Origin of the sequence: Duganella aceris (genome assembly GCF_011090165.1) — a bacterium.
GTDB lineage: Bacteria > Pseudomonadota > Gammaproteobacteria > Burkholderiales > Burkholderiaceae_D > Rugamonas > Rugamonas aceris.
Map to the genome: position 1 here is coordinate 108,036 of NZ_JAADJT010000013.1, position 12,642 is coordinate 120,677.

The 12,642-nt window shown below is 64.0% G+C and carries 14 protein-coding genes; 7 read left to right on the forward strand and 7 right to left on the reverse strand.

Going from position 1 to position 12,642, the window contains the following annotated elements; genetic code table 11:
- Positions 1-36 precede the first annotated feature (36 nt).
- Positions 37-1,449: a cytochrome b gene (locus tag GW587_RS25230; protein WP_166107661.1), complete on the reverse strand. Its 1,413-nt coding sequence runs from the start codon at positions 1,447-1,449 to the stop codon at positions 37-39.
- A gap of 3 nt (positions 1,450-1,452) precedes the next feature.
- Positions 1,453-2,061 carry a ubiquinol-cytochrome c reductase iron-sulfur subunit gene (petA, locus tag GW587_RS25235; RefSeq protein ID WP_166107662.1) on the reverse strand — a complete coding sequence of 203 codons (609 nt, stop codon included), beginning with the start codon at positions 2,059-2,061 and terminating at the stop codon, positions 1,453-1,455.
- A gap of 347 nt (positions 2,062-2,408) precedes the next feature.
- On the opposite strand from petA, the gene mscL reads away from it, so the two are divergent.
- From mscL to GW587_RS25250, 3 genes are read left to right on the forward strand one after another with little or no spacing between them, the layout of a single operon-like run.
- Positions 2,409-2,846 (forward strand): large conductance mechanosensitive channel protein MscL, encoded by a 438-nt coding sequence (mscL, locus tag GW587_RS25240; RefSeq protein WP_166107663.1) that lies wholly within the window; start codon positions 2,409-2,411, stop codon positions 2,844-2,846.
- Between the two features lie 32 nt (positions 2,847-2,878).
- Positions 2,879-4,042, forward strand: coding sequence for a Do family serine endopeptidase (locus GW587_RS25245; protein ID WP_166107664.1), 1,164 nt, complete (start codon positions 2,879-2,881; stop codon positions 4,040-4,042).
- A gap of 14 nt (positions 4,043-4,056) precedes the next feature.
- A complete protein-coding gene (locus GW587_RS25250) occupies positions 4,057-4,746 on the forward strand; it encodes a DUF2461 domain-containing protein (protein ID WP_166107665.1) in 690 nt (229 codons plus the stop codon).
- A gap of 104 nt (positions 4,747-4,850) precedes the next feature.
- On the opposite strand, the gene GW587_RS25255 is transcribed toward GW587_RS25250, so the two are convergent.
- From GW587_RS25255 to GW587_RS25275, 5 genes are all read right to left on the reverse strand, one after another.
- Positions 4,851-5,879 carry an NAD(P)H-dependent glycerol-3-phosphate dehydrogenase gene (locus GW587_RS25255; RefSeq protein ID WP_166107666.1) on the reverse strand — a complete coding sequence of 343 codons (1,029 nt, stop codon included), beginning with the start codon at positions 5,877-5,879 and terminating at the stop codon, positions 4,851-4,853.
- Between the two features lie 41 nt (positions 5,880-5,920).
- Complete coding sequence (locus GW587_RS25260; protein WP_166107667.1) at positions 5,921-6,364, reverse strand: SH3 domain-containing protein; 444 nt, start codon at positions 6,362-6,364, stop codon at positions 5,921-5,923.
- An 80-nt stretch (positions 6,365-6,444) separates the two neighbouring features.
- Positions 6,445-6,918 (reverse strand): protein-export chaperone SecB, encoded by a 474-nt coding sequence (gene secB / locus GW587_RS25265; RefSeq protein WP_166107668.1) that lies wholly within the window; start codon positions 6,916-6,918, stop codon positions 6,445-6,447.
- 136 nt (positions 6,919-7,054) lie between these two features.
- Positions 7,055-7,315, reverse strand: a complete 261-nt coding sequence (gene grxC / locus GW587_RS25270) for a glutaredoxin 3 (protein WP_166107669.1) — start codon at positions 7,313-7,315, stop codon at positions 7,055-7,057.
- A 10-nt stretch (positions 7,316-7,325) separates the two neighbouring features.
- Positions 7,326-7,730, reverse strand: coding sequence for a rhodanese-like domain-containing protein (locus GW587_RS25275; protein WP_166107670.1), 405 nt, complete (start codon positions 7,728-7,730; stop codon positions 7,326-7,328).
- Positions 7,731-7,839: 109 nt separating this feature from the next.
- Between GW587_RS25275 and gpmA the strand changes: the two genes are divergently transcribed.
- The 4 genes from gpmA to GW587_RS25295 are packed head-to-tail and all read left to right on the forward strand — an operon-like array spanning position 7,840 to position 12,630.
- Complete coding sequence (gene gpmA, locus GW587_RS25280; RefSeq protein ID WP_166107671.1) at positions 7,840-8,586, forward strand: 2,3-diphosphoglycerate-dependent phosphoglycerate mutase; 747 nt, start codon at positions 7,840-7,842, stop codon at positions 8,584-8,586.
- Positions 8,587-8,638: 52 nt separating this feature from the next.
- Entirely contained in the window at positions 8,639-10,270 is a 1,632-nt protein-coding gene (locus GW587_RS25285; protein ID WP_166107762.1) for a murein hydrolase activator EnvC family protein, read from the forward strand.
- A 14-nt stretch (positions 10,271-10,284) separates the two neighbouring features.
- Positions 10,285-11,850: a S41 family peptidase gene (locus GW587_RS25290; RefSeq protein ID WP_166107672.1), complete on the forward strand. Its 1,566-nt coding sequence runs from the start codon at positions 10,285-10,287 to the stop codon at positions 11,848-11,850.
- Between the two features lie 24 nt (positions 11,851-11,874).
- The gene (locus GW587_RS25295) at positions 11,875-12,630 is read left to right on the forward strand and encodes a HesA/MoeB/ThiF family protein (RefSeq protein ID WP_166107673.1); all 756 of its coding nucleotides are present in this window, start codon (positions 11,875-11,877) and stop codon (positions 12,628-12,630) included.
- The last annotated feature ends 12 nt before the right edge of the window (positions 12,631-12,642 follow it).

Genomic DNA, 12,642 nt, shown 5'->3' on the forward strand with positions numbered 1-12,642 from the left:
GTGATGTCCTTTATGTACTTTAGCCGAAGTGGTCGATCAGTGCGCGTGGAACACAACGCGGTCCGGGACCTTCTTGAACGTGCCCATGGCGCTCCACCATGGCATGAACAGGAAGAAGCTAAAGTACAGCAGGGTGCACACTTGCGAGAACAGCGTCCGGCCTTCGGTCGGCGGCAGGGTACCCAGGTAGCCCAGCGCCAGGAAGCAGAAGAAGAACACGCCGTACACATATTTATGCCAGTCCGGACGGTAGCGGATCGACTTGACCGGCGACTTGTCCAGCCACGGCATGAAGGCCAGGATCACCACCGAGCCGCCGAAGAACACCACGCCCCAGAACTTGGCGTCGAGGATCTGCGGCAGCATGCCGATGATGGCCAGCAGCGCGATCACGGCGATGGCGATCTTGACCAGGCGCGGCAGTTGCGATTTCAGCCACACGAACACCACGTAGGCGGCGACGAAGAACATCAGCACCCACATGAAGTCGGCGGTGGTGGCGCGCAGCACCGAGTAGAACGCGGTGAAATACCAGGTCGGGGCGATGTGCAGCGGGGTCTTGAGCGAGTCGCCCGGCAGGAAGTTGTTGTATTCCAGGAAGTAGCCGCCCATTTCCGGGGCGAAGAACACCACCGTGCTGAAGATCAGCAGGAATACCGACACGCCGAACAGGTCGTGCACCGTGTAGTACGGATGCGACGGGATCGAGTCCAGCGGATGGCCGTCGGCGCCCAGGTGTTCCTTGACTTCGATGCCGTCCGGATTGCTGGAACCGACTTCGTGCAGCGCGATCAGGTGGGCGGCGACCAGGCCCAGCAGCACCAGCGGGATGGCGATCACGTGGAAGGCGAAGAAGCGGTTCAGCGTGGCGTCGGACACCACGTAGTCGCCGCGGATCCACAGCGACAGATCGGGTCCGATCAGCGGGATCGCGCCGAACAGGTTGACGATCACCTGCGCGCCCCAGTACGACATCTGACCCCATGGCAGCAGGTAGCCGAAGAAGGCTTCGGCCATCAGGCACAGGAAGATGGCGAAGCCGAACAGCCAGATCAGCTCGCGCGGCTTGCGGTACGAGCCGTACAGCAGCCCGCGCGTCATGTGCAGATAGACGATGATGAAGAAGGCCGAGGCGCCGGTCGAGTGCATATAGCGCACCAGCCAGCCCCACGGCACTTCGCGCATGATGTATTCGACCGAGCCGAAGGCCAGGTTGGCGTCCGGCTTGTAGTGCATGGTCAGGAAGATGCCGGTGACGATCTGCAGCACCAGCACCAGCATCGCCAGCGAGCCGAAGATGTACCAGAAATTGAAGTTTTTCGGGGCGTAGTACTTGCCCCACTGGTCGTTCCACAGCTTGGTCAGCGGGAAGCGGTCGTCGACCCAGCCCAAGGCTTTTTGTGCGGCTGGTGCATCTGCAGGGAATTTAGTCTCTTTGAAAGCCGCCATGATTTACGCCTCGCCTTTCTCGTCTTTACCAATGACCAGCTTGGTGTCGCTCAGATACATATGGCGCGGTACTTGCAGATTGTCCGGCGCCGGCTTGTTCTTGAACACGCGGCCGGCCATGTCGAAGGTCGAACCGTGGCATGGGCAGAGGAAGCCGCCCTCCCAGTCGTCCGGCAGCGACGGCTGCGGGCCGGGGGTGAATTTCGACGACGGCGAGCAGCCCAGGTGGGTACAGATGCCGACCGCGATCAGGATGTCGGGTTTGCGCGAGCGCCATTCGTTGCGGGCGTACTCGGGGGTGAATTCTTCGGGATTGCGTTTCGAGTCGGCGTCGGCCACTTTGCCGTCGGTTTTTTTCAGCGAGGCCACCATTTCCGGCGTGCGCTTGATGATCCAGACCGGCTTGCCGCGCCATTCGACGGTTTTCATCTCGCCCGGGTTGAGGGTGGAGATATCCACCTCGACCGGCGCGCCGGCGGCTTTCGCCCGCTCCGACGGCTGGAAGGTGCTCACCAACGCCCCAGCGGTTGCCAGACCTACTACACCACCCGCCGCGCCTGTTGCGACGAGCAATCCGCGACGGCCGGTATCGACCTGCTTTTCGTTACTCATACAAACCCCAATCAGTCAAAGTGCGAACAAAATCTGAAAACCGCCTACCTACCTGAAAAGTGAAACCTTGTCGAAGCACGAATAGAGCTTCTAGCAACCTTAAATTATAAGGTAAGCGTGTTGCGAATTAAAGAAAAAACGTTGCTCTTACCCCAATTTGGGCGCTTTGCGCACCATTTTGGAGGTCCAAAGACGAGCATCGACAATTAATATTGATGTAAGTCAAATTTATAACGTAATTCGTCGCGAAATGCGCAAAGGACAAGCGTGTTTGGAATCTAATTGAAAAAATAGTATGATCCAGACGCGGTTTTGTTCACAATTGGCCACACAGCGGGGATGACAACATGGCAATGATGCAAGAATTTAAAGAGTTCGCGATGAAGGGCAATGTGGTCGACCTGGCGGTCGGCGTGATCATCGGCGGCGCCTTCGGCAAGATCGTCGATTCGCTGGTGGCCGACATCATCATGCCGCCGATCAGCAAACTGTTCGGCGGTCTGGACTTCGCCAGCTACTATATCGGCCTGAACGGCCAGCCCTCCGGCCTGAGCCTGGTGGAGGCGAAAAAACTGGGCGCCGTGTTCGCCTACGGGAATTTTGCTACCATCCTGCTGAACTTCATCATCCTGGCGTTCGTGATCTTCCAGATGGTGCGGTTGATGAACAAGGCGCGCTCGTTGAGCCATCGCCAGGATGCGTTGGCGGAAGCCGCCGCGCCGCCGGCGCCGACGCCGGAAGATATCGTGCTGCTGCGCGAAATCCGGGATTCACTCAAGAAATGACAGGACGCCGTCTCCGGGACGGCTTGAAAGCTATGCGACGACTCTGGTTATTGTTTGCGCAAACGGTGACCGTCGTATTGGCACTGTATTTCGTCTACGCGGCGCTGGGTCCGCAGCGCAGCGCGCCGGTGCGCCTGCAACAGATGGGCAACGCGGAGCGGCCGGCGGTGATGCTGGAGGCCGGCCCGGCCAAGCCGCCGCTGTCGGCGTCCGGTTCCTACCGCGCGGCGGCCGGGCGGGCGATGCCGGCGGTGGTCAACATCGTCACCAGCAAGAAGCCCAAGCGCGGCAAGCATCCGCTGCTGCGGGACCCGTTCTTCAAGAAATTCTTCGGCGACCGCGACGGCGAGGGCGAGGACGACGAGTCCAGCCTGGGCTCGGGTGTGATCGTCTCGGCCGAAGGCTACATTCTGACCAACAACCACGTGGTGGAGGCGGCCGACGACATCGAAGTGGCGCTGGCCGACGGCCGCAAGGCCGCCGCCAAGGTGGTCGGCACCGATCCGGAAACCGACCTGGCGGTGATCAAGATCACGCTGGACAAGCTGCCGGTCATCGTGCTGGGCCAGGCCGAGCAGGCGCAGGTGGGCGACGTGGTGCTGGCGATCGGCAACCCGTTCGGCGTCGGCCAGACCGTGACCATGGGCATCATCTCCGCGCTGGGGCGCAACAATCTGCACATCAACCAGTTCGAGAACTTCATCCAGACCGACGCCGCGATCAACTTCGGCAATTCCGGCGGCGCGCTGGTGGACGCCAACGGCAACCTGTTGGGCATCAACTCGGCGATCTATTCGCAAAGCGGCGGTTCGGTCGGCATCGGCTTCGCGATTCCGGTCTCGACCGCGAAGACAGTGATGGAGGCGATCATCAAATCCGGCCACATGGTGCGCGGCTGGATCGGCGTCGAGACGCAGGAGATCACGCCGGAGCTGGCCAACAGCTTCGGCCTGAAGCGGCAGAGCGGCGCCATCATCGCCGGCGTGGTGCGCAACGGGCCGGCCGACAAGGGCGGCATCAAGCCGGGCGACATCCTGCTGTCGGTGGACGACAAGCCGGTCACCGACACCAACGGCATGCTGAATCTGATCGCGCAACTCGTTCCCGGCGGAAAGGCTAAAATGAAGGTCTTGCGCAAGAGCCGCGAGACCACGCTGGACATCACGGTCGGCAAGCGTCCGGCCAGCGCCAAATAAGGATTTACCACGACATGCATCTGCGCGACCTGACGCAATTCCTCAAAGAACTCGCGGACAACAACAACCGTCCCTGGTTCATCATGAACAAGCCCCGTTACGACATCCTGCGCGAAGAATTCCTGCAGGTGGTGACGGAGACCATCGTCGAACTGGGCAAGTTCGACACGGCGGTCAAATTCTGCAATCCAAAGAAGGCGATGTTCCGCATCAACCGCGACGTGCGTTTCGCGCACGACAAGAGCCCGTACAAGACGCGCTTTTCGGCGGCGGTGGCGCCGAACGACCTGCGCCGTCCGAGCAAGGCGGGCGGGCCGACCTACTATGTGCAGATCGACGGCAGCGGCCGGCTGCTGTTCGGCGCCGGCGAATACATGCCGCCGCCGCACCGGCTGAAGGCGCTGCGCCAGCACATGGTGGACGACCCGGCCGGCTTCAGCAAGGTGCTGAAGAACAAGAAATTGAAGGCGACCTTCGGCGACATCCAGAACGAAGGCAAGCTGATGCGCCCACCGAAAGGCTTCGACGCCGAGCACGAGCACATCGAATACATCAAGCTGAAGAGTTTCTTTGTCTGGACCGAGCTCGACGTGCCGATGAACAAGCCCGAGCTGCTGGTGCCGATGATCGCCCAGGGCCTGAAGGACGCCTATCCGCTGGTGGCGTGGATGCGCGAAGCCAAGGAAGAGGAAGTCGCCGAATAAACTTCGGTGTCAACCCCGGTGTCAGTGCCGACATTCGGACACGAGCTCAACCGTAGCGTCCGCTACGGTTGAGCTCGTGTCCGAATGTCGGCACTGACACCTATTTATTCGCCGCGGGGATCGCGCGCCAGCAGGCGGGTGACCATCGCTTTCGGCTGGTCGCCGTCGAACAGCACGCCGGCCACCGCGTTGGTGATCGGCATCTCCACACCCAGCCTGGCCGCCAGCTCGCGCACCGCCTTCGAGCACGGCACGCCTTCGGCGACGTGGCCCAACTCCTGCACCACCACCTCCAGCGACTTGCCCTGCGCCAGCCCGAGGCCGACGCGGCGGTTGCGCGACAGGTCGCCGGTGCAGGTCAGAATCAAGTCGCCCATGCCGGTCAGGCCCATGAAGGTTTCGATCTGGCCGCCCAGCGCCGTGCCCAGCCGGGTGATTTCCGCCAGGCCGCGCGTGATCAGCGCGGCGCGCGCGTTCAGGCCCAGCCCCAGCCCGTCGGCGACGCCGGTGGCGATCGCCAGCACGTTCTTGACCGCGCCGCCCACTTCGACGCCGACCAAGTCCTCGCTGGAATATACGCGGATGTTGCCGCCGTGGACCGCCGCCACCACGCCTTCGCGCAGCGCCGCCGAGTCCGAGGCGATGGTCAGCGCGCACGGCAGCCCCTTGGCCACCTCCTGCGCGAACGACGGTCCCGACAGCGCGCCGCCGGCGACGTCGTCGCCCAGCACGTCGCGCACGATCTGGTGCGGCAGCAGGCCGGTCTCGTATTCGAAACCCTTGCACAGCCACACCACGTGGCGGATCGGGTGGGATTTCAGCTGCTCCAGCAGCGGCCGCAGCCCGGCCACCGGGCAGGCGGCGATCAGCAGGCCGTCGTCGCCGGCGGCGTGGGCCAGCGCGGCGTCGAAGTCGGCGGCGACGTCCAGCCCGGCGGGGAACGGATAGCCGGGCAGGTAATCGGTGTTTTCGCGGGCCCGGCCCATCGCTTGCAGCGCGGCGCCGTTGCGGGCCCATAGCAGCACCTCATGGCGCTGGGCCAGGGCGATGGCGACGGCGGTGCCCCAGGCGCCCGCGCCGAGCACGCTCACTTTGCGGACGCTGCCCGCCGGTTTGCTGGTTTTATCTTGCATGGAATCTCATTCAACGCCGTGGGATGGCGCCGCTACGGCAATTATATGCCCCAGACTTCGGAATTCTTGACGTAACCGCTCAGGCCGTCGCGATGACGCACCTTGAGCCAGCCGCCGGCGGCCGCTTCGGTCACTTCCAGCAGCACGCCCTTGTCGGCGATGAAGGCCGGCGCCGCGGCGTCGTCCGGGTTGGCGCGGACTTTCAGGTTGGCGCCGCGCACGATGACGTTGCGCTTCGGGCTCAGGCCCTTGGCTTCGGTCCACGCCACTTCGCCGCTGACGTCGCGCACCTTGAGCCAGTCGCCGTAGGCCAGCACCACTTCCAGCGGCGCGCCGCGCGGCACGATGAACAGCTTGCCGCCCTTGGTCGAGGGTGCGTCATACAGGATGACGGGGGCGGCGCCCACCGTTTTGAAGTCGAATGCCTGGCTGCCGGCAGCGGCCAGCGTCATGCTCAGCGCAGCGATCAAACGGGGAAAAGTCATGGCTTACCTTGATGTGAAACCGCCGCCGGACGCGTGCCCGGCGGCGTGATATTGCTGCTGATTACTGCTGCGGCGGAGGCTTAGTGGGTCGCGTCGGCCGATGGCGCCGCTGCGGCCGCTTCGGCGATCGCCGCCTGACGCTGCTGGTAGAACACTTCGAAGTTGATCTCGGCCAGATGCACTGGCGGGAAACCGGCACGGGTGATCACGTCGGCGATGTTGGCGCGCAGGTAAGGGTAGACGATGTTCGGGCAGCCGATTCCCAGCAGCGGATCCAGCTGGTCCGCAGGGATGTTGCGTGCTTCGAAGATACCGGCTTGCTTGCCTTCAACCAGGAAGGCGACTTTGTCCTTGACCTTGGCGGTCACGGTGATGGTGACGGTCGATTCGAAAATGCCGTCGGCCAGTGGCTCGGCGCCCACGTCCAGCGCGACTTCGATGGTCGGTGCTTCCTGTTCCAGGAAGATTGCTGGCGAGTTCGGTTGTTCCAGCGACATGTCTTTCAGGTAGACGCGTTGGATTTGGAATACTGGTTGCAGGTTTTCTTCAGACATGGAACGCTTTCGATGATAGGGAAAAGTGATGTTTTGGTGTGGCTTGAAGACGGCTCAAATCAAACGCGAGGGCAATTGTATCAAAACCGTTATCGTTTCCAAGGTTTTCCGCCCCCGCGTTGTTATTTGAGGTCCATTAGCCATTTAACAAGGGCGACAAACCGCCGGCTTGATCCAACGCATACAAATCGTCGAAACCGCCGACGTGGGTGTCGCCGATGTAGATCTGGGGCACGGTACGGCGGCCGGTCTTTTGCATCATCAGCGTGCGCTGCTCCGGGTCGAGGTCGACGCGGATCTTCTTCAGCCCGGTCACGCCCTTGGCTTCCAGCAGGCGTTCGGCGCGGGTGCAGTACGGGCACACGGCGGTGGTGTACATGATCACTTCGGTAGTCATATCGTTTCCTTCAATTTTTAGCCAGGGGCAGGCCGGCTTTTTGCCATGCGACAATGCCACCATCCAGGTTGACCACGTCGGTGAAACCGGCCTTGGCCAGCTTGGCCGCCGCCGCCGAGGCGCGCGCGCCGGTCTTGCAGACCACGACCACGGCCTTGCTCTTGAACTTCTCCAGCTCGCCGACGCGCTGGTCCAGATCGGCCAGCGGAATGTTCCTGGCGTCCGGCAGGTGGCCTTCGGCGAATTCCTTGGCGTCGCGGACGTCTACAATGGTGGCTTTGCTGCGGTTGATCAGCAATGTCACGTCTTGCGGCGTCGCGCGTTTGCCGCGCTGGGTCAGGAGCGGCCACAGCAGGGCGCCGCCGGAAACCAGCACGATGGCGAGGAGGAAAATATTGTCAATGAAGAATTTCACAGGGTTCCAATGGTTTAAGTCAATCCCCGCATTATAAAATAGAAGCTGGAAGAGTTCTTAAAGCACCGGTTTTACCGTTTCGTCCACTCCTTTATTGAAGATAGTTCACATGTATAAAATCGTATTCATGCGCCATGGCGAGTCCACCTGGAACCTGTCGAACCGCTTTACCGGCTGGACCGACGTCGACCTGACCGAGAAGGGCGTGGCCGAGGCCAAGGCCGCGGGCAAAGTGCTGAAGGAATCCGGCTACACCTTCGACCTGGCTTACACCTCGGTGCTGAAGCGCGCCGTGCGCACGCTGTGGCTGGCGCTGGACGAGATGGACATGATGTATCTGCCGATCAAGAACGACTGGCGCCTGAACGAACGCCACTACGGCGCGCTGCAGGGGCTGGACAAGGCCGAGACCGCCGCCAAGTACGGCGACGAGCAGGTGCTGGTCTGGCGCCGCAGCTACGACACCCCGCCGCCGGCGCTGGAAGCGTCCGACGATCGCGCCTCGTTCAACGATCCGCGCTACGCCGGCCTGGACAAACAACAGATCCCGCTGACCGAATGCCTGAAGGACACCGTGGCGCGCGTGATGCCGGCCTGGGACGAGGAAATCGCCCCGGCCATCCGCGCCGGCAAGAAGATCATCGTCTCGGCCCACGGCAACAGCCTGCGCGCGGTGATCAAGATGCTGGACGACATCAGCGACAACGACATCGTCGGCCTCAACATTCCGAACGGTCAGCCGCTGGTGTATGAGCTGGACGAGAACCTGAAGCCGATCCGCCACTACTACCTGGGCGACGCCGACGCCATCGCCGCCGCCCAGGCGGCGGTCGCGAATCAGGGCAAGGCCAAGTAATTTGACGCATTCTTCATTCCGCAAGTGGGTGGGCGCAGCGGCGCTGGGGTTGATGGTGTGCGCCACGGCGCAGGCCGCGCCGTTCGGCAAGACCACCGAGCGCAGCAAGCAGAAAGCGGCGGCCGAGGCCGAGCGGGCCGGCTTGCAGCAAAAGCTCAGCGCGCTCAAGCGCGACATCGGCAAGACCGAGAGCGCCAAGGACGACGCGGCCGATACGCTGGCCGAGTCGGAACAGGCGATCTCGGACGCCAACCGCGCGCTGCGCGACTTGCAGCAGGAGCAGGGCGACACCAACACCAAGCTGCTGCAGCTGTCGGCCGAGCACGAGCGGCTGGCCGCCACCGTGGCGCAGCAGAAGCAGCAGCTGGCAAAGCTGTTGCGCGAGCAGTATGTCGCCGGGAATGAGGACCGCATCAAGTTGCTGTTGTCGGGGGATAACCCGAACCGCATCAATCGCGATTTGCAGATGATGGCGTATGTGTCGCAGGCGCAGGCGCGCCTGCTGGACGCGTTGCGCGCCAATCTGAAGGCGGTGGAGACCAACCAGGCCGAGGCGCAGAACGCCAAGGATGAGCTGGAGGAAATCGCGCAGGAACAGTTGCAGCAGAAATCCAGACTGGAGCAGGAGAAGTCGCGCCGGGCCGAGTTGCTGACCAGCTTGTCGAAGAAGCTGGTGGCGCAGCGCAAGGAGGTCGGCAACGTCGAACGCGACGAGCAGCGCATCACCGGGCTGGTCGACAAGTTGAACAAGTTGATCGCGGAGCAGGCGATCGCCGCCGCCGCCGAGAAGAAACGCCAGGAGCAGCTGGCCGCCGCGCGCGCCGAGGCCAAGGCCAAGGCGGACGCCGAGGCGCGCGCGCTGGCCCGCGCCAAGGCCGAAGCCAAGGCCGCCGCCGAGGCGGAGCGGCAACGCCTGGCCAAGGCCAACGCCAGCAAGTCCGGCAGCATCAAGCCGGCGCAGCCGACGCCGGGCACGCAGGTCGCCCAGACGCCGGCCCGGCCGCCAGCGCAGCCGGCGGCCAAGCCCGACGCCATCGATGCCGACGAGCCGAAAGTCGCCGCGCAGCCGGGAAGGCCGGCGGCGGATCCGCAGCAGCCGGCAGTGCAGGCCGGTGGGCAAGCGGGCGCGCAGTCCGCCGCGCAGGCGTCCGCCCAGGCGGCGCAAGCGGCGGCCCAGGTGGCGCAGGCGGCGACGCAGGCCAGCCAGGCCACGCAAGCGGCGGCGCAGCTGGCCGCCAAGCCCGCCGCCAGGCCGGAGGACATCGCGCTGGCCCCGGCCGCGCCGGCCGGCGCCTTCTCCAGCCTGAAGGGCCAGCTGCGGCCTCCGGTCAACGGCAAGCTGGCGGCCAAGTTCGGCGCCAAGCGCGGCGACGGGCCGAGCTGGAAAGGCCTGTTCATCAAGGCCGCCGAAGGCGCCGACGTGCGCAGCGTGGCCGGCGGCCGGGTGGTGTTCGCCGACTGGCTGCGCGGCTTCGGCAACCTGATCATCGTCGACCACGGCGGCCAGTACATGAGCATTTACGGCTACAACTCGGCGCTGCTGAAACGCGCCGGCGACATCGTCAAGGCCGGCGATCCGATCGCCAGCGCAGGTAACAGCGGCGGCAACGAGGAATCGGGGCTATACTTTGAACTTCGCCATCAGGGCACAGCATTCGATCCGGCTGGCTGGGTCAAGTTTTAAGGTTCGCGGAAAATATGGGCAACAAAGTCAAGAGCATCGGCCTGATCGGCCTGGGTATGGTGGCTGGTGTTGCCGTCTCCCTGCAGTTTTCCGCCATCGCGCAAAAAGTCACCGGCTCGCCGCTGCCGCTGGAGGAGTTGCGCCAGCTGTCCGACGTGTTCGGCCTGATCAAGACCGACTACGTTGAAAACGTCGACGACAAGAAGCTGTTGTCCGAGGCCATCAGCGGCATGGTGTCGTCGCTCGATCCGCATTCGACCTACCTGGACAAGAAAGCCTTCCGCGAAATGCGCGAGACCGTGGCCGGCAAGTTCGTGGGCATCGGCGTCGAAGTCGGCATGGAGGACGGCTACATCCGCGTCGTCTCGCCGATCGAGGACACGCCCGCGTTCAAGGCCGGCATCAAGGCCGGCGACCTGATCACCCGCATCGACGGCGTGCTGATCAAGGGCAATTCGCTGGACGAAAGCGTCAAGAAGATGCGCGGCGAGCGGCATTCCAAGGTCAGCGTCACCATCAGCCGCAAGGACGAGGACAAGCCGCTGGTGTTCAACATCACGCGCGAGGAAATCCGCGTGCAGAGCGTCAAGGCCAAGATCGTCGAGCCGGGCTACGCCTGGGTGCGCATCTCGCAATTCCAGGAACCGACCGTGGACGACATGGCGAAAAAGATCACCGCCCTGTACGCGCAAGACCCGCACATCAAGGGCCTGGTGCTGGACCTGCGCAACGATCCGGGCGGCGTGGTGCCGGGCGCGATCGGCGTCTCGGCCGCCTTCCTGCCCAAGGATTCGGTGATCGTCTCGACCAACGGCCAGCTGCTGAGCTCCAAGGAAACCTTCTACGGCCGTCCGGAATTCTACGCGCCGCGCGCCAAGGTCGATCCGCTGGCCAAGCTGCCGGCCGGCCTGAAGGACGTGCCGATGGTGGTGCTGGTCAACGCCGGCTCGGCTTCGGCCTCGGAGATCGTCGCCGGCGCGCTGCAGGACTACAAGCGCGCCACCATCATGGGCACGCAGACCTTCGGCAAGGGCTCGGTGCAGACGCTGCGCCAGCTGACCGCCGACACCGCCGTCAAGCTGACCACCGCGCGCTACTACACGCCGCAGAACCGCTCGATCCAGGCGCGCGGCATCGTGCCGGATTTGATGGTCGATGAAACCGCCGACGGCGACGGCTTGAACCGCCTGCGCGTGCGCGAGTCCGATTTGCAGAAACACCTCGGCAACGACAAGGATCCGGAGGACGACGCCGCCAAGAAAGCCCTGGCCGCGCAGCGCGATCAGCTGGAGGACGATCAGCGCCTGCTGGCGCTGGCGAAGAAAGCCAAGCCGGTGGAATTCGGCACCAAGGAAGACTTCCAGCTGGCGCAGGCGATCAACCACTTCAAGGGCCTGCCGGTCAAGCTGTCCAAGGTGGAGCCGGGACCCGCCGCCGGCGATATCGGCGAGAGCAAGTCCGATCTGAAACCCGAGCTGAAGCCGGTCGACATCCCGGCCGCCAAGCCCGAGGTCAAGCCGGAAGTCAAACCGAAGCCGGCCGACAAGAAGCCCGCGTTGAAACAGCCCGTCACCCAGTAACCGCAGCGCGCCGCTGCCGCATTGATGAACGACTCACAACTGCTGCGCTATTCGCGCCACATCCTGCTCGACGAAATCGGCATCGAAGGCCAGCACAAGCTGCTGGCCGCGCATGCGCTGGTGATCGGCGCTGGCGGCCTCGGCTCGCCGGCGGCGATGTACCTGGCCTCGGCCGGCGTCGGCCGCATCACGCTGGTCGACGACGACACCGTCGACCTGACCAACCTGCAACGCCAGATCGCCCACACCACCGAGCGTGTCGGCCAGCCCAAGGCCGAATCGGCGCGCGCCACGCTATTGCAGATCAATCCCGAGATCAGCGTCACCGCCCTGAACCAACGGGTCGACGACGCCCGCCTGGCCGCGCTGGTGGCCGACGCCGACGTGGTGCTGGACTGCACCGACAACTTCGCCACGCGCCACGCGGTCAACCGCGCCTGCGTGGCGGCGCGCAAGCCGCTGGTGTCGGGCGCGGTGATCCGCTTCGACGGCCAGGTCAGCGTGTTCGATCCGCGCGGCGGCGCGCAGCCTTGCTATTCGTGCCTGTTCCCGCAGGACCAGCGCTTCGAGGACGTCGCCTGTTCCACCATGGGCGTGTTCGCGCCGCTGGTGGGCGTGGTCGGCGCGATGCAGGCGGCGGAGGCGCTCAAGCTGCTGATGGGCGTCGGCGCCTCGCTGGCCGGACGGCTGATGATGCTGGACGGGCTGCACATGGAATGGACCAGCATCGGCGTGGGCCGCAACGGCGCCTGCCCGGTCTGCGCCGATCACACAATCTAAAGGAGTTCCACC